Genomic DNA, 18,555 nt, shown 5'->3' with positions numbered 1-18,555 from the left:
GTGCCTTCGCTTGCTCCTGCCATCGCTGAGATCCGCCTCGCCGTGCGCACCGCACTGGTCGACCTGCCCGATGGAGCGACCGTCATCGTCGCTCTTTCTGGAGGTGCGGATTCACTCGCCCTCGCGGCCGCGACGGTATTCGAAGGGCGCTCGCGCCGGATGAGTGTGGTCAGCGCCACGATTGATCACGGGCTGCAGGAGGGGTCGGCGGATGTCGCCGCTGAGGCCGCGGCGAAGGCCGAGAGTCTCGGCATCCGCGCCTTGACCGAGCGTGTGGACGTGGCGAGCTCCTCGACACGAGCAGGCAGCGGTGCGCGTGGTGGTGGCACGGAGGCCGCCGCGCGCGATGCACGCTACGCGGCACTGCGCCGGATCGCCGCAGATGAGAATGCTGCGGCCGTGCTGCTCGGACACACCCTCGACGACCAGGCGGAGACCGTGCTGCTCGGTCTCGCTCGCGGCTCTGGTGCCGCGAGTCTTCAGGGCATGGCCCCGCGCCGCGAAGACGAAGACGGCACAGTCTGGCTGCGACCGATGCTGGGCGTGCGTCGCGAGACGACACGAGCGTTCTGCGCAGCATCCGATCTCGCGCCCTGGGACGACCCGCACAACTTCGAAGCGCGTTTCGCGCGTGTGCGTGTGCGTGAACGTGTGTTGCCCGTGCTGGAAGCCGAACTCGGCCCCGGCATTGCGGAGGCTTTGGCGCGCACCGCCGAACAGCTTCGGGAGGATGCCGAGGCGTTCGACGAGATGATCCACGAGACGATCGAAGACATCGTCGAGCACGCCGAGGCGGGCATCTCAGTCAGCGTCGCCGCCCTCGCGGCGAACCCGACCGCACTGCGCAACCGCATCATCCGCCTCGTCGCGCACAGCGAGTTCGGCGCGAGCCTCACCCGCACGCAGACCGTGGAAGTCGCTCGCCTCGTCACCGACTGGTCAGGACAGGGCGCCATCGATCTGCCGGGCTGCTCTGCGGTGCGGCAGGGCGGGCGCATCGTCTTCACTGCGCGCTGAGCCGCGCTCGCTGAGCCGCGCTCGCTGAGCCGCGCTCGCTGAGCCGCGCGCGGTCGAGCGCGGCTCACCGAAGCGTTCGTTACTTCTTGCCGCCGAACAGGCCACCGAGCAGATCGCCGATTCCGCCGCCGGATGACGAACCGCCGCCGAGGATGCCGCCCAGCAGATCGCCGATCCCGCCACCAGACGAGTTGTTGCTGCCTCCTCCTCCGAGGAGTCCTCCGATGAGGTCGCCGATTCCCCCGCCGGACTCCGCACCATCGGTGGAATCCGACTTGTTCTTGTTCGCGATCAAGCCCATGATGATCGGCGCGAGAATCGGCAGAAGCTTGCCGAAGTCGATGCCTGCGGTCTTCTCTGACGCGGTCAGCTTCGCGGCGACATCCTGTGACTGTTCTCCGAGCACGTGCTTGATGATCTTCTCGCCGTCAGTCTGATCGACGTCGTCGATCGTAGTGACGCTCTTCGCGCCCTCATGCTTCTTGAGTGCATTCTTGATCGCCGCAGAGCCCTCTTCGCTCTCGGCATTCTTGGCCAGCCCGCCCAGGAGGACGGCCCCGCCCTGCTCGACCGCAGCCTTGGCGACGTCGGGGGAGACGCCGAGCATCGCGGCGATGTCATCGATCGGCACCTGCGTGAGGATGTCGTCAAGAGCCATGGTGATTCCTTCCTTCGGCGGGCGTGCGCCCGATCATTCCTCACAGTATTGCGGAACCCATAGCAACCGTCGCCTAAAATCAATCTATGCGCGCGGCTGAGATCCAAGATGACCTTGCAGAGATCCTTGTGACAGAGGAGGAGATCATAGCCAAGCTCGATGAGCTCGCGGCCGTGGTCGCGAAGGACTACGAGGGCAAAGACCTGCTGCTCGTGGGGGTTCTCAAGGGTGCGGTCATGGTGATGGCCGACTTCGCCAGGGCGCTGCCATTTCACGCTCCGATGGACTGGATGGCAGTCTCCAGCTATGGCTCGAGCACGAAATCCAGCGGTGTGGTGCAGATCCGCAAGGACCTCGACACCGACCTGCACGGCAAGCACGTACTCATCGTCGAAGACATCATCGACTCGGGCCTGACGCTGAGCTGGCTACTGGAGAACTTCGAGTCGCGTGGCCCAGAGTCGATCGAGGTGCTGGCGCTGCTACGCAAGCCCGAGGCCGCCAAGGTCGAGATCGACTGCAAGTACGTCGGCTTCGACATTCCCACCGAGTTTGTCGTCGGCTACGGGCTCGACTACGACGAGCGCTACCGCAACCTCCGCGACGTCGCCGTCCTCGCACCGCACATCTACAGCTGAGCGCGGAGACGTACGCCATGGGCGAATCCCAGGGGACCACTAACTTCCACGCGATACGCTGAACGCATCATGGACGTGAAGAAGATCACTCGTAATCCGCTGCTCTATGTAGTGCTGATCGGTGTTTTGCTGTTCGGCGGGTTCCTGCTGATCTCAAACCTCAATGCCCCGAGCACGATCACCACCCAACAGGGGCTCGATCTCCTGTCGGGGGAGACCGTCACCGAGGTCACCAACACCGACGGCGACCAGCGCGTCGACATGACCCTGTCGAAGGCCTTCGAGGACTCGAAGGAGGTGCAGTTCTACTACGTAGATGCACGTGCCGCCGAGGTCGTCGACGCAGTCAACGCTGCCGACCCGAAGGACGGCTTCAACGACGTCGTCCCGCGGGCTACCTGGTTCGACGGGTTCCTCTCGCTTCTTCTTCCGTTGGTGCTACTGGGCCTGCTGTTCTGGTGGCTGCTCTCGTCGATGCAGGGCGGCGGCGGAAAAGTCATGCAGTTCGGCAAGTCCAAGGCGAAGCTCGTCAACAAGGAGACCCCGACGGTCACCTTCGCAGACGTCGCCGGTGCCGACGAGGCGATCGAAGAGCTTCAGGAGATCAAGGAGTTCCTCGAGGACCCCGCCAAGTTCCAGGCGATCGGCGCCCGCATCCCGAAGGGCGTGCTGCTGTACGGCCCCCCAGGAACCGGAAAGACTCTTCTCGCTCGCGCAGTCGCCGGCGAGGCGGGGGCACCGTTCTACTCGATCTCGGGTTCGGACTTCGTCGAGATGTTCGTCGGTGTCGGTGCCTCGCGCGTCCGCGATCTTTTCAACCAGGCCAAGGAACACGCGCCTGCCATCATCTTCATCGACGAGATCGACGCCGTCGGCCGTCACCGTGGTGCCGGTATGGGCGGCGGCAACGACGAGCGTGAACAGACGCTGAACCAGATGCTCGTCGAGATGGACGGCTTCGACCCGAACGCGAACGTCATTGTGATCGCGGCCACCAACCGCCCCGACATCCTCGACCCTGCCCTTCTTCGCCCGGGCCGATTCGACCGCCAGATCGGAGTGGATGCTCCCGATCTCAAGGGACGCCTGCACATCCTGCAGGTGCACGCCAAGGGCAAGCCGTTCGCACAGAGCGTCGACCTTGAAGTCGTCGCTCGCAAGACCCCCGGCTTCACCGGCGCCGACCTCGCGAACGTCCTCAACGAAGCGGCGCTCCTCACGGCTCGCTCGAATGCGCAGCTGGTCGACAACCGCGCACTGGACGAGGCCATCGACCGCGTGATCGCCGGTCCGCAGCGTCGCACCCGTGTCATGAAGGATCGCGAGAGGCTCATCACCGCCTACCACGAGGGTGGTCACGCTCTCGCTGCGGCGGCGATGAACTACACCGATCCGGTGACGAAGATCACGATCCTTCCGCGCGGCAAGGCACTCGGCTACACGATGGTGATGCCGCTGGACGACAAGTACTCCATCACTCGAAACGAGCTGCAGGACCAGCTGACCTACGCAATGGGCGGTCGTGTCGCGGAGGAGCTCGTCTTCCACGACCCCACCACCGGCGCCTCCAATGACATCGAGAAGGCGACCAGCATCGCCCGCAAGATGGTCATCGAGTACGGCATGACCACCGACCTCGGTCCGGTCAAACTCGGCTCAGAGGGCGGCGAGCCGTTCGCCGGCCGCGACATGGGCCGCGGACGCGAGTATTCCGAGACGATCGCCGAGCGCGTCGACACGCAGGTGCGCCAGCTCATCGAGCAGGCACATGACGAGGCCTACCAGGTGATCAGCGACAACCGCGACCTCCTCGATCGCCTTGCCCTCGCGCTGATCGAGGAGGAGACCCTCGACCACAACCAGATCGCCGAGATCTTCACCGACATCCGCAAGCTGCCGGAGCGCCCGCTGTGGCTTTCCAGCAATGAGCGGCCGGTGTCGACTCGTCCTCCTATCGAGGTACCGAAGCGTGTCATCCCGGTGGATGCTGCGGCCACTGTCGAAGGATCTGTGGATGCTGCGGCACCTTACGGCGCGACAGACGGCACGCCCGCATCTGGGCAGGCACGTCCGGCGACGGCCTGACCGTGGCCGTAGACAGAGATCGTGTCCAGCGGCTGACTCGCGAGCTTCTCGAAGCGATCGGTGAAGACCCGGAGCGTCCAGGTCTCAAGCAGACTCCTGCTCGCATGGCTGACCTCTACGCGGAGTTCTTCTCTGGTGTGGGAGAGGATGCCGCGGCGCCGCTGGCCCACACGATCAGCGTTGCGCGCGGACCCGCCCCGGAAACTCTGCCCTCCGGCGCGGTGCTGCTGCGCGACATCCTCTTCCGCTCAGTGTGTGAACACCACCTGCTGCCGTTCACTGGGCGTGCGCACATCGCGTACCTGCCCGGCGAACAGGTCGTCGGCCTCGGCGCCCTGGTGCGGGTCGTCGAGACGCTCGCGGCGCGTCCCCAGGTGCAGGAGCGATTGGGCGAGCAGATTGCCGACACGATCGCGGAGCACCTCGACACCCGCGGGGTGCTCGTCGTACTGGACGCCACGCACGGCTGCGTGACGATGCGAGGCGGACGTCAGCCCGAAGCATCGACTCTGACGATTGCCGCGCGCGGCGAGTACAGCGAGCCGGTCGCCCGGCAAGAGCTGATCACGCTGATCGGACTCTCTGCAGGCTCAGGGATCGGGGGCGCGTAATGACCGGAATCTGGGGCATCGTCAACGTCACGACCGACTCCTTCAGCGATGGTGGGCGCTTCATCGACCCCGAGCAGGCCATCGCCCACGGGCTCGCATTACGAGATGCCGGTGCCACAGTGCTCGACATTGGCGGAGAGTCCACGCGCCCCGGCTCCGAGCGCGTCGACCCCGCCGTCGAGGAGCAGCGAGTCATCCCAGTGATCCAGGCGCTTTCCTCCCGGGGCATCCCCGTGAGCGTCGACACACTGAACGCATCGACGGCTGCGGCCGCAGCCCGGGCGGGCGCGCGCATCGTGAACGATGTCTCCGGTGGTCTGTCCGACCCCGACATGCTCAGCGCAGTCGCCGCATCTGGTGCAGACTTCGTCATCGGTCACTGGCGCGGACCCTCCGATGACATGTACGCGCGCGCCGAGTACCGTCGTGCCTCACGCGAGGTCGCCGGCGAGCTGCGCGAGCGTGTCGGCGCTGCCGCCGCTGCGGGCATCGCGCCAGCGCGACTCATCGTTGATCCCGGCATCGGATTCGCCAAGGTGGGGGAGCAGAACTGGGACGTTCTGCGAGGCCTCGCCGACATCACGGCGCTCGGTCACCGGGTGCTGATCGGTACGTCACGGAAGCGGTTTTTGGTCGAACCACTTCGACAGGAATCCGGCGAGGCGATTGACGAGTCGCGACGCGATCTTGCCACCGCGGTCACGAGTGCACTGGCCGTTCGACATGGTGTGTGGGCCGTGCGGGTGCACAATGTCGCAGCGACCCGAGATGCCCTCGCGATCGCACACGCGTGGGAGGGCTGATGATGCAGACCTTGGACGAGATCCAGCTCACCGGGCTCACCGTGTTCGGCCGTCACGGCGTCTTCGAGCACGAGCGGGAGAACGGTCAGGAGTTCGTGATCGATCTGCGTCTGCAGCTCGCGCTGACGGATGCCGCGGCATCCGATGATGTCACCGACACGGTGCACTACGGCGAGCTTGCCGAGAGGGTTGCAGCGGTTGTCGCGGGTGAGCCGGTAAACCTCATCGAGACGCTCGCTCAGCGCATCGCCGATGTGGTTCTCGAGGAAGAGCGCGTGAAGCAGGTGGCAGTTACCGTGCACAAACCGCACGCTCCCATTCCGCTGACGTTCTCGGATGTTTCGGTCACCATTTTTCGCATCAGTGCGGATGCCCAGTGATGATCCGCATGCCGCCGCTGACGGCACCGGATCCGCGCCCCGGCCGCGACATCGTGCACGCGGTCATCGCCATCGGTGCGAACCTCGGCCACCGCCACGAGACGATCCGGCGCGCGATTGAGCGGATCTCCCGACTGCCACTTGTCGAAGGCGTACGGCTGTCAGAGCTGTACGAGACGGTCGCCATGCGACCGGATGGCCCAGACCCGGATGCACCGACCTACGTAAACGCTGTCGCGCTGGTCAGCACCCGTCTCGCGCCGCAGGTGTTGTTGGGACTGCTGCACGCGATTGAAGACGAGCACGGCCGCGAACGGCACGAACGCTGGGGCGACCGCACCCTCGATCTCGACCTGATCACCTACGGAGATCTTCTCTCTGAAGACCCACACCTGCAGTTGCCGCATCCGCGGGCCGCAGAGCGACTGTTCGTACTCGAACCGTGGCTGAGCCTTGACTCGGACGCCGAGATTCCAGGGCGGGGACGGATCGCCCCGCTGGTTGCCCGATTGCGAGCGGATGCCGTGGACGACGCTCCGGAGCACGGATGAAGCGCACATCCGCCGCGCTGCTGATCATCCTTGCGCTGCTCGGCGGGGGCATCGGCTACCTGGTCGATCATGTGCTGACGGTGTCGGGGCGGTCCACCTTCGCTCCGTCTGGGTTTCTCCCGCTCCTTCTGCTCCTGATCGCTGCTGCGGTGCTCTCGCTTGCCTGGCCGGTGCGCCGCAGTGCGCGTGGACGCACGCCGGGCCGCATAGACCCATTCCGTGCGATGCGTGCTGCGACTCTGGCTCGGGCGTCGAGCCTGCTCGGTGCGATCACGGCCGGGTTTGGCGGAGGGTTAGGGGTGTTCCTCCTGTCGCGCCCGGTGGATCCCCCGGTAGGGTCGATGGTGGCGATGGCCGCCCTCGTGGCAAGTTCGATCGTGCTCGTGGTCGCCGCACTTGTCGCCGAACAGTTCTGTACTCTGCCGAAGGATCCTGATGACCGACATCCAGATGACCCCGCCTCCGGAGCCGACGCCGGGCGCTGATCCATCTCAGCAGGTGACACCGCCGGTGTTGGATGAGGGCACCTACTCACAGATCCGCGAACCCCGCGGCGCCGCACGTCTCGCTCTCGACGGGCACTGGCATCAGATCTCACCGCGCTATGTCGTGTCGCAGCTTTTGCAGAACGGCATTCTGCTCGCGCTCCTTCTGCTCGCGGCGCTTGTGCTGAGCATCGCTTTTGAGCAGACCTGGGTCTGGATCCCGGCCGGAATCCTGATCGTGATCGAACTCATCACTCTCGTCATTCTGCCTCGGCAGGCGAAAGCAATCGGATACATGCTCCGCGCCGATGACATCGTCTTTCGCAAGGGCATCATGTGGCAGAGGATCATCGCCGTCCCTTACGGGCGCATGCAGCTCGTTGACATCACGCAGGGGCCGCTGGATCGTGCGTTCGGAGTGTCCCAGCTGAAGATGGTCACCGCTGCCGCCACGACGGGCGTGCAGATCCCCGGGCTGACGCGGCCCGCCGCCGAAGCGCTGCGTGACACACTCATCGACGTCGCCGAGACCCGTCGGACCGGCCTGTGAGCACGCCTGAGCAGCCTGCCCCGAACGAGGGGCCATCGAGTCCGGCAGCAATCCTCGCTGAGGGCACTTCGCTCGCCGATGGTGACTGGCACCGCCTGCACCCGCTGACGCCGCTGTTCAAAGGCGGGCTGGTGCTCATCATCGTGGCGAGCATCGTGCTCAACAACTTCCGCGACCGGATCATCTTCTGGTTCATCAATCTCTTCACTCCTGAGGAGATGCATGCTGATGAGTACTCCGGCGGCGACCCAGTGGACTGGGTATTGGCGAACAACCTGATTCTGGTCGCGCTGCTCGTCGTACTGGGCGTCTTGATCGTGCTCATCGTCGGGTTCTGGCTGGTGTGGCGGTTCCAGGAGTTCCGCATTTCCGAGGAGCACGTCGAGGTCCGCAAGGGCATCATCTTCCGCTCGCACCGACGCGCGCCGCTCGATCGTGTGCAGGGAGTCAACCTCACGCGTCCCTTCCCCGCGCGGCTGATCGGCATGGCCAAACTCGAGGTCGTCGGTGCCGGCACTGACGCGAACGTTCCGCTTGAGTACCTCTCCACGCCGAAGGCTGAGGCCGTTCGTACCGACATCCTCCGGCTCGCCTCCGGTGCCCGTCAGTCACGTGAAGCGCGTCGTACCGGACAGCCCGCGCCCGCGCAGCCAACTACTTCTGGCGGGCTGCGCTCCCAGCTTGTCGGCTCGATGAACGACGGAGTGAGCGGTCTCATCGGCGGCGTCGACCTCGCCGATGTTACGCCTGACAGTGTCGTGAAGATCCCGACCGGACGGCTCGTCGGTTCAATGTTGCTCGCCGGGGCGCTCTGGTTCGTCTTCTTCCTGATCATCTTCGCCGTGTTCATCGCCACGATGCTGCCCATCGCGCTGGATAACGAAGATGGAGACGGCCTGTTCATCCTGCTCGGATCCGGACTCGGCGTCGCGATCCCCCTCATCATCGCCACGGTCGCCATCACCTGGGGACAGATCTCCAAGTCATTGCGCTACGCGATCGCGCCGACGCCTGACGGTGTCCGCATCACCTATGGCCTGTTCACGACGGTGACCGAGACGATCCCTCCAGGGCGTATCTTCGCAGCCGAGGTGACGCAGTCACTTTTGTGGCGTCCGTTCGGCTGGTGGACCATCAAGATCAACCGCATGTCGGGCAAGAGCGCATCTCAGCAGCAGTCCGGATCAGCGCAGCAGTTCAACGTGGTGCTTCCCGTCGGCACGCGCGCCGATGTCGAGAGGGTGCTCGCGCTCATCCTTCCCGACCTGCCGGCGGAGGATGTCCCGCTGGTCTGGGAACACGGCATCCTCGGGCCCCAAGAGAATGACCCGTATACCTCTCTAGAGCGTCGTGCCTGGTGGCGCCGGCCAATGTCGTGGAAACGGCACGGCCTTATCGTGACCGACTTCGCGCTGCTGATGCGCCGCGGACAGTTCTGGCGCAAGCTCGCCGTGGTTCCTCTCGCGAGGCTGCAGGGGGTCTCTGTGTCGCAGGGGCCGATCGATCGATTGCAGCGCGTCGCGTGGATGAAGGCGCACAGCGTGGCGGGTCCCGTTCTCGGCGACGTCGTCGGCATCGAGAGTACGACCATGATGACGACGATGGACGACATCACCCGCAGGACTTTTGCTGCCACAGGCCGCGATCACAGCCACCGTTGGGCCCAGTATGCGCAGGAGTCAGTGGCCGTGGACCCTGCCCCCGACGCATCCGGACAGACGGATTTCGCACAGCCAGAGTTTGCACCGGCGCCGCCCACATTCCATCCATCACAGGCACCGCATGAATCGTGATGGCAGGCTCGGCGTCGGGATCATCGGCGCCGGGCACGTCGGTCCGGTGATCGGCGCCGCTCTCGCTGGAGCGGGGCATGCGATCACGGGAATCACGAGCGGTTCAGATGACGACCGTGTCTCGGGGATCCTTCCGGGCGTGCCAGTGCTCGAAGCCACCGAGGTGCTGCGACGCAGTGAGCTGGTGATTCTGGCCGTGCCGCATGACGTGCTTCCCGGATTGGTTAACGGGCTCGCTGAAGTCGGCGCGTGGCAGCCCGGCCAGCTCGTGTTGCACACCGACCCCGCCTACGGCATCGGTGTTCTGGAGCCTGCGCAGCGCTCGGGCGCAATCCCGCTCGCGGTGCATCCGGCTATTTCGTTCACCGGCACCTCGATTGACCTCCGTCAGCTGCAGGCGAGCTTCGCGGCCGTCACTGCCCCCGCACCGGTGCTGCCGATCGCTCAGGCGCTCGCCGTCGAGATCGGGTGCGAGCCGATCGTTATCGCTGAAGCCGACCGGGCCGCTTATGCCGAGGCCATTGCCACGGCATCCGAGTTTTCCCGCGCCATAATCGGGCAGTCGACGTCGCTTCTGCGCAGCATCGGTGTGGAGAATCCCGGTGGCTACCTTTCGGCGCTCGTACAGTCGACGGCCGAGCGGGCCCTGCGCGAAGCATCCGACCCGCTCTTGCCCTGAGCGACGTCGCGCTCAGCGACCGCCGGAGAATCCGCCGCCGCCTCCTCCGCCGGAGAATCCTCCGCCAGACGAGCCGCCAGCACCAGACGAGCCAGTGCTGGGTGCTGTGTACGTGGACGACGAACGGGTTGCCGATGAGAAGATCAGCATTCGGGCGACAAGGCCCTGGCTGGACCCGTTGATCCACCCTGGATCCTGCGCCGCAGCGCCATAGGCGAACTCGAGCACCTCGCCCCACTCTCGCTCCTGACCAAACAGGATCGCGTACGGCAGCAGTTTCTCGTATACGTGGATCACGTCGACGGCGCCGTCGCTGCGACGTTCCGCGCCCGTGTATGACTGCAGCATTTGGAGACGGTCAGCCTCTGCGACGCGGATGAACTCGCGCACGCCCTCCAAATATTCCAACTGCAGCGCGCCGTCCTTGGTGAGAACCGTGTGCTTCTTGAACGCCACGACGCTGGAGATCAGCACAACGATGCCGCTCATCAGCGTTGCGAAGAAGACCGGACCCGCCGACGCCCGCCCAGTGAACAGGCCCCATCCGAGCAGAACAACCATGCCGGCAAACACCACGAGTGCGACGGCCTGCACGACGCGCGCAAGCGTGCTCGACGCCGTCGTTGTGAACCCGCGCTTGTTCGCTTCACTCGGTCCAACCTTGAGCAGCTTCTGAATCCGTGTCGCGAATGCCGAACTGTTCTTCGGCATCCTCATGACGACATTCGGCTCGGTGCTGCCGAACAGTGCCTTCAGCGACTGTTCGTCGAGCGGATCTGGGATCGGAGCGTCGAGTCGACGCAGTCGCGGCCTGCCCTTCTTCTGCCCTTCCTCTGGCAGCTCTTCCACCCGCAGCATCCCGTTCACGGCGAGGTGGATGATCTGGGCGCTGAGAGTGTTCTTCGCCTTCGGGACGATCGCGCTCGCCAACAGCGGCGGCATGGAAGCAGGCACGTCGTACTGTGCGACGACGATTCCAGTACCGCGGCGGCGCGAGCGGATCATGGCAGAAGTGGCGAACCAGCCGCCGATCGACAACAGAATCGCGCCACCGCCCACGGCATATGGCAGCACATCAGTGGCGGCATTGGGCTGGCGGGCCGAAGGCTGAGTGACGGTTCCTGGATCGAGGGCGATCGCGACAGTGACGCCGTCGCCGGCGGCGAGGTCGGTTTCGGAGACGGTGAACGTCGATCCGTCACGGGTGAGATCGCAGGGGTCGGTCGAGCCCTGAATGCCCCGATAACAGGATGCATCGCCGGTCAGATTCGTCGCCAGGTCATCATCAAAGATGATCTCGGCGTCGAACGCTGCGATGTCCTGAGTGCTGTCCAGAGGAAGAAGGTTCCAGTAGAACTCGTCGACTTCGGTCTCGGTCGCGGCGATGATCACGTCGCGCATCTCGTACTCGATGACATAGGTCGTCGGGCCGTGCACGTAATCGTCGTTTCCGGTGAGGACGTAGATGAACCCGTCGTCGTCCTCGGTCTCGTAGGGAACGTCGTTGCCGTTCTCATCCCGCACAGAGAGGATCGTCGTGTCGAGCCCTGCGCCCTCGTAGGTCTCCGGGTAACCGGCCACGATGCCGCGGTTCTGATCGAAGTCGGGGAACTCGGCAACGCGGGTCTCCTCGACATGCATCGTCGCGCGTCCGTCATCGTCGATGCCGATCTCGTAGATCGCGCTCCACGTGGAGAAATTGAAATCGTCGACGTCGGTGCGCGGTTCTGCTGCGGATGCCGCGGATGCTGCGGCCGCCGTGCCTGCCAGCAACACCCCGGACGTCACTGCGATCAAGGTCAGAAAACGAGGAACACGATGCCGGAACATGCTTCGAGCGTATCGATGTGTGTGCTCGGAAGCTGCGGAGTGCCCCGTCGGCGAGGCTCTCAGCGCCGCCCCGGTAAACTGGGGGAGACTTCCAAGGAGCCCCTATGACCACCGCGCCAGACGCGCCTGCATCCACCCCTGACGACGCCGATGGCGAGGACGTTCACGAGCAGAAGGCCGTACGTCTCGCCAAGCGCGAGCGACTCATCGAGCAGCGGGCGAATGCCGCAGGTGGAGCATTCCCGGTCAGCGTGCCGGTGACACACGCGATCCCGGCGTTACGCGCTGAGTATGGCGACCTTGAAGCAGGAGCCGAAACCGGCGTCACCGTCGGCATCGCGGGCCGCGTGGTTTTCAGTCGCAACACCGGCAAGCTCTGCTTCGCGACGCTGCAGGCCGGCGACGGCACGCGCATCCAGGCCATGATCTCGCTGGCCGAGGTCGGCGAAGAGTCTTTGGCGCAGTGGAAAGAATTCGTCGACCTGGGTGACCACGTCTTCGTGCACGGACAGGTGATTTCCAGCCGCCGTGGCGAGCTGTCGATCATGGCGGATGAATGGGCGATCGCCTCGAAGGCCATCCTGCCGCTGCCCAACGCCTACGGCGACCTCAGCGAGGAGAGCCGGGTTCGCAGTCGCTACCTTGACCTCATCGTTCGTGAGCAGGCGCGCCACACGGTGCGGGCCCGCGCTGCGGTGAACGCAAGTCTTCGTGCGACCTTCTCCTCGCACGAATACCTCGAGGTCGAAACACCGATGCTGCAGGTGCAGCATGGTGGAGCATCCGCTCGTCCGTTCGTCACGCGCTCGAACGCGTTCGACACCGAGCTGTACCTGCGCATTGCGCCGGAGCTCTACCTGAAGCGTGCTGTCGTCGGCGGCATCGAGCGTGTGTACGAGATCAACCGCAACTTCCGCAATGAGGGCGCCGACTCGACGCACAGCCCCGAGTTCGCGATGCTCGAGGCCTACCAGGCCTATGGCGATTACAACCAGATGGCCGAACTCACGCAGGAGCTCGTGCAACAGGCTGCGATCGCGGTCACCGGTTCGACCACGGTGACCTGGGCTGACGGCACCGAGTACGACCTCGGCGGCGAGTGGGATCGCATCTCGATGTACGACTCGCTCTCTGAGGCAGCTGAGCGCACGTTCACCACCGAAGACTCGGTCGAAGGCCTCATCTCCTTCGCCCAGGAACACGGCGTCGGTCTTCCGCCGCACGCCACGCACGGAAAGCTCATCGAAGAACTGTGGGAGCACTTCGTGAAGGGCGACCTGACGCGCCCGACGTTCGTGATGGATTTCCCGGTCGACACCTCGCCGCTGGTGCGCGAGCACCGCTCGATCGACGGTGTCGTGGAGAAGTGGGATCTGTACATTCGCGGATTCGAACTGGCCACCGGCTACTCCGAGCTTGTCGACCCGGTCATCCAGCGTGAGCGTTTCGTCGAGCAGGCGAAACTCGCCGCACGTGGCGATGTCGAGGCGATGCCGGTCGACGAGGAATTCCTGCGTGCACTCGAGCACGGCATGCCGCCGTCGGGCGGCATGGGCATGGGCATTGACCGTCTGCTCATGGCGATCACCGGTCTCGGCATCCGCGAGACGATTCTCTTCCCGCTGGTCAAGTAGCACTCAGGTGCCTGCGGCCTCGCCGCGGCGGAACGTCCACTCCGGCAGTATGGCCGCGTCGATCATGCTGCTGATCAGCGATGCGAGCGAGTAGCAGGGGTCGATCTCGGCGACCAGTCGCAGGTAGTGCGCGGCGTGCGTGGAACGTCCGAGCGCCCATGACAGCCAGGCCGCCGCGGTCAGCGGTGCGGATCTGGAAGCGCGGGGTGCGCGAGCCGCGACGTTGCGGGCGATCGCCAAGGCGACTGTGAGCCGGTCGGCGTCCGGACTCGGCCCACGCCCGAGGAACACTTGGCCCAAATCATCTGACACGCCTGCGCCGACTTCGGCGTAGGCGAGTTGCGCGTCCAGTGCGCGCATGCCGGTCGGCAGGTCAGTCGCCCACTGCAGGAGCGCGACGTCACGGTAGTGTGGGTGGTCCAAGCACCAGAGCAGAGCTGCGGTCACGAACGGCGGTAGGTGCTCCGGAGAATCCAGCAGGTCTTCGAAGAACAGCGGCAGGTCGTCGAGCAGTACCGAGGCGGCGATGGCCTGTGGGTTCTCGCGTGCGCCGGTGAGGCCGAGGTGCTCGTGCGCCAACACGTCTGACAGGTCGAGCAGTGCTCGACCCACGCGTTCCTTCTCGGCGAGATCGACGACGGGCAGCGCCGTGCCGGCATCCTGATCACCCGAGACATCGCCGATGCCCGGAACCGTCGGGGCCACGGGAATCTCGGCAGACGGACGCATCACTGGGTCGTCGTGCAGATAGCTCGACCAACCCTCTGGTGTGACGCAGAGCGCGTCGACCACATGCAGCCCGAGATCGACGGCCAGATCGAGCAGGTCTTCGACGACGATGGTCGACGGCAGCACGATGCCGTCCGGGGTGTGCTGCGGGGGCTCATCGGTGTACACCACCACGGCGACAGCATCCGTTCCGGTGACCTGCGAAATCAGGCCGATCGCGGTGTCGACGTACTCGTCGAGATCGACATCGTCTCGGGGCAGATCGATGCGCATCGCGCCATGGGCGCGTGAGCGTTGAAAGGGCAGCAGCACGATGCTCTGCCTCGGTGTGAACCCGGCGAGGCTCGGGACGATGCCGAGGAACTCGGCGGAATCAGTGGCACGAAGGACTGTGTTCATGCAGAGAGTGTCGCGGAGAAGTCCTGCCAGAAACGAGCACTCACAGCTTCGGGTGTTAACCCCCATCGGTGCAGAACAAGTCAACTTTCTCAAAGGAACGACAGCGTACGATGGAACCATGGACAACTTCTGGGTCGCCGCGGCATGGTCGCTTCTGCCGACACTCGGAGTCAGCGTCGTCTTTTTCTTTGTGCTGCGCAGCATCATTCGCTCCGACCGCACTGAGCGGAAAGCACACGCGCAGGTCGAGGCTGAAGAGCGCCTCGCGCGCGGGCTCCCGCCCCGCGCCTGACGGCGCTGTCTGCGCGACCGACTACTCTGAAGCCAGACGCCGAGTTCGGCGAGTTCTGCTCAGTGTTTGCGGGGGGTGACGCGCATGTGGGAATGGTCATGGCCATGGTGGGTTCTTTCGATCGCTATCGTTGTCGATATCGTCATCCGTGTGATGGCGATCATCGTGATCCCGCGCAACCGGCGCCCGACCTCCGCGATGGCCTGGCTGCTCGCAGTGTTCTTCATTCCCTACGTGGGCGTGATCCTCTTCCTGGTCATCGGCAATCCACGACTGCCGCGAGCGCGTCGCCGCAAGCAGGATCAAATCAACGCCTACATCGCTGAGACCAGCGATCAACTGCACTTCGGAACGCTGCGCCCGAACGCACCGGAGTGGTTCTCCTCTCTGGTGACGATGAATCAAAACCTTGGTGCACTGCCGATCTCGGGCGACAATGGCGCGCATCTGATCAGCGATTATCAGGAGTCGTTGGATGCGATGGCGGAAACGATCCGCACCGCAAACGAATACGTGCACGTCGAGTTCTACATCCTGCAGTCGGACAAGGCGACCGACAACTTCTTCCGTGCACTCGAAGAAGTCGCCGCTCGTGGTGTCGAGGTCCGCGTGCTTCTTGATCACTGGGCCAACCGTTGGAAGCCGCGATATCGCACGACGATCAATCGACTGGATGCGATGGGTGCACACTGGCATCTGATGCTGCCTATGCAGCCGCTCAAGGGTCGGATGCAGCGGCCGGATCTGCGCAATCACCGCAAGCTGCTCGTCGTCGACGGAACTGTGGGGTATCTCGGATCGCAGAACGTCACCGATTCGACATACAACCTGCCCAAGAACATCAAACGTGGACTGCACTGGGTCGATCTCATGGCCCGCGTCGATGGACCGATCGTGCTGAGCATCAACGCCATATTCCTCAGCGATTGGTACGCCGAAACAGACGAGGTGCTCAGCGAGATCGACATCACGCACGCGCAGACCGGAAGCGGAGATCTGGACTGCCAGATCGTCCCGTCCGGGCCGGGCTTCGAGGTCGAGAACAATCTGCGACTCTTCCTCGCGCTGCTCTATGCGGCACGGGAGAAGATCATGATCGTGAGTCCGTACTTCGTGCCTGACGGTGCGCTGTTGATTGCCGTCAGCGCGGCGTGCGACCGCGGTGTCTCGGTGGAACTGTTCGTCTCGGAAGAGGGCGACCAGGCGATGGTTTACCACGCGCAACGCAGCTACTACGAGGCGCTACTGCGCGCCGGGGTGCGAATCTGGATGTACCGCAAGCCGTACATCCTGCACACCAAGAGCCTCACGATCGACGACGAGGTCGCGGTGATCGGCTCGAGCAACATGGATATGCGCTCGTTCGGGCTCAACCTCGAGATCTCGATGCTCGTGCGCGGCGAGGAGTTCGTGGCGGAGATGCGCGAGATCGAAGACACGTATCGTTCGCTCAGTCGCGAACTCACTCTGGAGGAATGGATGAAGCAGCCATTGCGCTCCACGGTGCTTGACAACCTCGCCCGCCTCACCTCGGCAGTGCAATAACGACCGAAGACGGCGACCCGATCAGCGGCAGAAATCTCTGCCGCTGACAGTTCTCTAGCGATACCCTGAGCGCATGACCTCCTCACTGCGTCTCGCTCTGTCTGCGTCGGCCGTGCTCGCTGCCGCCCTGCTCGTTGTCGGTTGCACCTCTTCGCCTGGGTCCCAGGCACCGACGAGCGCCGCGACACCGGATGATTCCGGGTCGTCCACGACGCCGGTGGCTGACGATGACATCGAGGCGGCATGGCTCGACGATGGGCGACTGTTCGCCATCGTGACCTGGGGATCCTCGACGTGCGTTCCGGTGGTCGACGAGGTCACCGCGAACGGGCAGACGGTCACCGTCGCTCTCGTCGACGCGCCCAGTGCAGACGGTGCGGAGACGGCCTGCACCGCCGATCTCGCCCCTCGCGCGAGCATCGGAGGAATTCCAGAGGGCGTGGATCCGACCAAGGACGTCGAGTTCATCGTCACAGTCGGCGACGTCACAGATGATGTCGATCTCGAAGGGAACTCCGCCCTTGCCGGTATCCCCGGTGAATCGTCCGACTTCCTGCCGAGCGCCGGATGGTTCGACGACGAGGGTGTCGTGTTGCTCACTTGGGGGTCGTCCACGTGCGCTCCGATTGTGGAGAACCTCGAGGAACAGCCGGGAGGTGCGACCGTGACGTTCAAGACTCAGGACGGGGTGTGCACCATGGACATGGCGCCTCGGGCGACGATGCTCGGATTCAGCGACGATATCGACGACGACGGTGACTTCATCCTGACCCTCGTCGGTGACAACCTCGACGCCACGGTCACCGTGATCGAGGGTTGATCAGGTCAGAGCGAGTCGACCGGGTGGCCAGCGGGCAGCGCCAGTAGGAGAGCGCCGGGGTCGACGCGGCAGCGGATGCGGACGGCGATCCCGAATTCGTCACCGTCGAGCTCGATGGGTGCTGGTTCGACAGCGGCGGCCTCGATGGATCGTCCGCGTAGATACCGCACCGACGCATCCTTCCCTCGACGCTGGAGCACCAGACGCCCGGCGCGGAACCTGCGCAGTACCGAGTTGTCCCACCAGATTTTGCGCCAGACACCGATCCAGCCGAAGGGGCCGGTCGGCTGGATGATCGCGATGTCCAGGTCGCCGTCGATGACGGATGCGGACGGGATGAGCGAGATCCCGGCCGGCAGCGTGCCGCAGTTTGCGAACAGCACGCTGTGCACCTTTGTGGAATGCAGCCGCGATTGGTCGAGCTGATAAACGATGCGGAACGGCTTGGCGTTCGGGAGGGACCGCGCTGCACCATCGAGGTAGGCCACCCAGCCGACCGATCTCTTCAGGTCCGGTCGGGTGTTAGCGATCATGTCGGCATCCAGCCCCATACCGGCGAGGACGACGAACGCGTGCTCGCCCGTCTCTCCGTTTGCGCGGGTGAGTTCAGCCCAGCCGATATCGATCGGATGCCGGAATTCGCCCAACGCCGCGCGGATCATTGCGCGCGGATCCACCAGCGGAAGTCCGAGGTTGCGGGCAAGCAGGTTCCCGGTGCCGCTCGGCACGATCGCCAGCGGTACACCGGTGCCTGCCATGGCCTCTGCAACCGCGCGCACGGTGCCGTCTCCACCGGCGACGAGCACGACATCGACGCCGTGTTCGAGTGCTTCTCGGGTCACCGACTGCCCAGCATCCGCAACCGTCGTCGGATAGAAGGTGGGGTGCTCCCAGCCCATTTCCTTCGACAGGTCGCGCAGGAGGCCGCGCAGATGCCTCTCGTCGACCTTGATGGGGTTGTAAACGAGAGCCGCCTGGCGGTGGCGCGAGGTGCTCTTCCTCATGGCGATCACTCTACGGCCCGGATCCGCCCGTGCGTGTCACGCCATCTAGACT

General features: G+C 64.7%; 19 protein-coding genes. 15 read left to right on the top strand and 4 right to left on the bottom strand.

The window, feature by feature from the left end:
* Window positions 1-1,017: a tRNA lysidine(34) synthetase TilS gene (gene tilS / locus AC1C2O_RS09915; RefSeq protein WP_495430267.1), complete on the top strand. Its 1,017-nt coding sequence runs from the start codon at window positions 1-3 to the stop codon at window positions 1,015-1,017.
* 79 nt (window positions 1,018-1,096) lie between these two features.
* Here tilS and AC1C2O_RS09910 read toward each other — a convergent pair whose 3' ends face one another.
* Window positions 1,097-1,675 carry a DUF937 domain-containing protein gene (locus AC1C2O_RS09910; RefSeq protein WP_495430266.1) on the bottom strand — a complete coding sequence of 193 codons (579 nt, stop codon included), beginning with the start codon at window positions 1,673-1,675 and terminating at the stop codon, window positions 1,097-1,099.
* 86 nt (window positions 1,676-1,761) lie between these two features.
* Between AC1C2O_RS09910 and hpt the strand changes: the two genes are divergently transcribed.
* The 10 genes from hpt to AC1C2O_RS09860 all read left to right on the top strand — a co-directional run bounded on the left by hpt (window position 1,762) and on the right by AC1C2O_RS09860 (window position 10,250).
* The gene (hpt, locus tag AC1C2O_RS09905) at window positions 1,762-2,313 is read left to right on the top strand and encodes a hypoxanthine phosphoribosyltransferase (RefSeq protein WP_495430265.1); all 552 of its coding nucleotides are present in this window, start codon (window positions 1,762-1,764) and stop codon (window positions 2,311-2,313) included.
* 69 nt (window positions 2,314-2,382) lie between these two features.
* Window positions 2,383-4,398 (top strand): ATP-dependent zinc metalloprotease FtsH, encoded by a 2,016-nt coding sequence (gene ftsH, locus AC1C2O_RS09900; protein ID WP_495430264.1) that lies wholly within the window; start codon window positions 2,383-2,385, stop codon window positions 4,396-4,398.
* 2 nt (window positions 4,399-4,400) lie between these two features.
* Window positions 4,401-5,009 (top strand): GTP cyclohydrolase I, encoded by a 609-nt coding sequence (gene folE, locus AC1C2O_RS09895; RefSeq protein ID WP_495430263.1) that lies wholly within the window; start codon window positions 4,401-4,403, stop codon window positions 5,007-5,009.
* On the top strand, window positions 5,009-5,812 hold the full coding sequence (folP, locus tag AC1C2O_RS09890) for a dihydropteroate synthase (protein ID WP_495430262.1): 804 nt from the start codon (window positions 5,009-5,011) through the stop codon (window positions 5,810-5,812). The genes folE and folP overlap by 1 nt, the downstream gene beginning before the upstream one ends.
* Before the next feature lie 2 nt (window positions 5,813-5,814).
* Window positions 5,815-6,192 carry a dihydroneopterin aldolase gene (folB, locus tag AC1C2O_RS09885; RefSeq protein WP_495431717.1) on the top strand — a complete coding sequence of 126 codons (378 nt, stop codon included), beginning with the start codon at window positions 5,815-5,817 and terminating at the stop codon, window positions 6,190-6,192.
* A complete protein-coding gene (gene folK / locus AC1C2O_RS09880) occupies window positions 6,192-6,743 on the top strand; it encodes a 2-amino-4-hydroxy-6-hydroxymethyldihydropteridine diphosphokinase (RefSeq protein WP_495430261.1) in 552 nt (183 codons plus the stop codon). Before folB ends, folK begins: the two co-directional genes overlap by 1 nt.
* Complete coding sequence (locus AC1C2O_RS09875) at window positions 6,740-7,228, top strand: DUF3180 family protein (protein WP_495430260.1); 489 nt, start codon at window positions 6,740-6,742, stop codon at window positions 7,226-7,228. Before folK ends, AC1C2O_RS09875 begins: the two co-directional genes overlap by 4 nt.
* Window positions 7,194-7,778 (top strand): PH domain-containing protein, encoded by a 585-nt coding sequence (locus AC1C2O_RS09870; RefSeq protein WP_495431716.1) that lies wholly within the window; start codon window positions 7,194-7,196, stop codon window positions 7,776-7,778. The genes AC1C2O_RS09875 and AC1C2O_RS09870 overlap by 35 nt, the downstream gene beginning before the upstream one ends.
* The gene (locus AC1C2O_RS09865) at window positions 7,775-9,571 is read left to right on the top strand and encodes a PH domain-containing protein (RefSeq protein WP_495430259.1); all 1,797 of its coding nucleotides are present in this window, start codon (window positions 7,775-7,777) and stop codon (window positions 9,569-9,571) included. Before AC1C2O_RS09870 ends, AC1C2O_RS09865 begins: the two co-directional genes overlap by 4 nt.
* Window positions 9,561-10,250: a DUF2520 domain-containing protein gene (locus tag AC1C2O_RS09860; RefSeq protein ID WP_495430258.1), complete on the top strand. Its 690-nt coding sequence runs from the start codon at window positions 9,561-9,563 to the stop codon at window positions 10,248-10,250. Before AC1C2O_RS09865 ends, AC1C2O_RS09860 begins: the two co-directional genes overlap by 11 nt.
* Window positions 10,251-10,262: 12 nt before the next feature.
* On the opposite strand, the gene AC1C2O_RS09855 is transcribed toward AC1C2O_RS09860, so the two are convergent.
* The gene (locus AC1C2O_RS09855; RefSeq protein WP_495430257.1) at window positions 10,263-12,080 is read right to left on the bottom strand and encodes a DUF2207 domain-containing protein; all 1,818 of its coding nucleotides are present in this window, start codon (window positions 12,078-12,080) and stop codon (window positions 10,263-10,265) included.
* A gap of 104 nt (window positions 12,081-12,184) precedes the next feature.
* On the opposite strand from AC1C2O_RS09855, the gene lysS reads away from it, so the two are divergent.
* Window positions 12,185-13,714 carry a lysine--tRNA ligase gene (lysS, locus tag AC1C2O_RS09850; protein WP_495430256.1) on the top strand — a complete coding sequence of 510 codons (1,530 nt, stop codon included), beginning with the start codon at window positions 12,185-12,187 and terminating at the stop codon, window positions 13,712-13,714.
* 3 nt (window positions 13,715-13,717) lie between these two features.
* On the opposite strand, the gene AC1C2O_RS09845 is transcribed toward lysS, so the two are convergent.
* Complete coding sequence (locus AC1C2O_RS09845) at window positions 13,718-14,842, bottom strand: DUF4192 family protein (protein ID WP_495430255.1); 1,125 nt, start codon at window positions 14,840-14,842, stop codon at window positions 13,718-13,720.
* A 118-nt stretch (window positions 14,843-14,960) separates the two neighbouring features.
* On the opposite strand from AC1C2O_RS09845, the gene AC1C2O_RS09840 reads away from it, so the two are divergent.
* The 3 genes from AC1C2O_RS09840 to AC1C2O_RS09830 all read left to right on the top strand — a co-directional run bounded on the left by AC1C2O_RS09840 (window position 14,961) and on the right by AC1C2O_RS09830 (window position 17,499).
* On the top strand, window positions 14,961-15,134 hold the full coding sequence (locus tag AC1C2O_RS09840; RefSeq protein WP_495430254.1) for a hypothetical protein: 174 nt from the start codon (window positions 14,961-14,963) through the stop codon (window positions 15,132-15,134).
* A gap of 84 nt (window positions 15,135-15,218) precedes the next feature.
* Entirely contained in the window at window positions 15,219-16,679 is a 1,461-nt protein-coding gene (gene cls / locus AC1C2O_RS09835) for a cardiolipin synthase (protein ID WP_495430253.1), read from the top strand.
* Window positions 16,680-16,752: 73 nt separating this feature from the next.
* On the top strand, window positions 16,753-17,499 hold the full coding sequence (locus AC1C2O_RS09830; protein WP_495430252.1) for a hypothetical protein: 747 nt from the start codon (window positions 16,753-16,755) through the stop codon (window positions 17,497-17,499).
* A gap of 5 nt (window positions 17,500-17,504) precedes the next feature.
* On the opposite strand, the gene AC1C2O_RS09825 is transcribed toward AC1C2O_RS09830, so the two are convergent.
* The gene (locus AC1C2O_RS09825) at window positions 17,505-18,503 is read right to left on the bottom strand and encodes a diacylglycerol/lipid kinase family protein (RefSeq protein ID WP_495430251.1); all 999 of its coding nucleotides are present in this window, start codon (window positions 18,501-18,503) and stop codon (window positions 17,505-17,507) included.
* Window positions 18,504-18,555 lie beyond the last annotated feature (52 nt).

The organism is Microbacterium sp. Y355 (assembly GCF_059445345.1).
Note: the sequence above shows the minus strand (reverse complement) of the source record. Positions and strands in the feature narration are given on the sequence as shown.

Coding starts and splice junctions, on each gene's coding strand:
- AC1C2O_RS09910 (WP_495430266.1), bottom strand. CDS start 1,675: ATGGCTCTTGACGACATCCTCACGCAGGTGCCGATCGATGACATCGCC.
- hpt (WP_495430265.1), top strand. CDS start 1,762: ATGCGCGCGGCTGAGATCCAAGATGACCTTGCAGAGATCCTTGTGACA.
- ftsH (WP_495430264.1), top strand. CDS start 2,383: ATGGACGTGAAGAAGATCACTCGTAATCCGCTGCTCTATGTAGTGCTG.
- folP (WP_495430262.1), top strand. CDS start 5,009: ATGACCGGAATCTGGGGCATCGTCAACGTCACGACCGACTCCTTCAGC.
- folB (WP_495431717.1), top strand. CDS start 5,815: ATGCAGACCTTGGACGAGATCCAGCTCACCGGGCTCACCGTGTTCGGC.
- folK (WP_495430261.1), top strand. CDS start 6,192: ATGATCCGCATGCCGCCGCTGACGGCACCGGATCCGCGCCCCGGCCGC.
- AC1C2O_RS09875 (WP_495430260.1), top strand. CDS start 6,740: ATGAAGCGCACATCCGCCGCGCTGCTGATCATCCTTGCGCTGCTCGGC.
- AC1C2O_RS09870 (WP_495431716.1), top strand. CDS start 7,194: ATGACCCCGCCTCCGGAGCCGACGCCGGGCGCTGATCCATCTCAGCAG.
- AC1C2O_RS09860 (WP_495430258.1), top strand. CDS start 9,561: ATGAATCGTGATGGCAGGCTCGGCGTCGGGATCATCGGCGCCGGGCAC.
- AC1C2O_RS09855 (WP_495430257.1), bottom strand. CDS start 12,080: ATGTTCCGGCATCGTGTTCCTCGTTTTCTGACCTTGATCGCAGTGACG.
- lysS (WP_495430256.1), top strand. CDS start 12,185: ATGACCACCGCGCCAGACGCGCCTGCATCCACCCCTGACGACGCCGAT.
- AC1C2O_RS09845 (WP_495430255.1), bottom strand. CDS start 14,842: ATGAACACAGTCCTTCGTGCCACTGATTCCGCCGAGTTCCTCGGCATC.
- AC1C2O_RS09840 (WP_495430254.1), top strand. CDS start 14,961: ATGGACAACTTCTGGGTCGCCGCGGCATGGTCGCTTCTGCCGACACTC.
- cls (WP_495430253.1), top strand. CDS start 15,219: ATGTGGGAATGGTCATGGCCATGGTGGGTTCTTTCGATCGCTATCGTT.
- AC1C2O_RS09830 (WP_495430252.1), top strand. CDS start 16,753: ATGACCTCCTCACTGCGTCTCGCTCTGTCTGCGTCGGCCGTGCTCGCT.
- AC1C2O_RS09825 (WP_495430251.1), bottom strand. CDS start 18,503: ATGAGGAAGAGCACCTCGCGCCACCGCCAGGCGGCTCTCGTTTACAAC.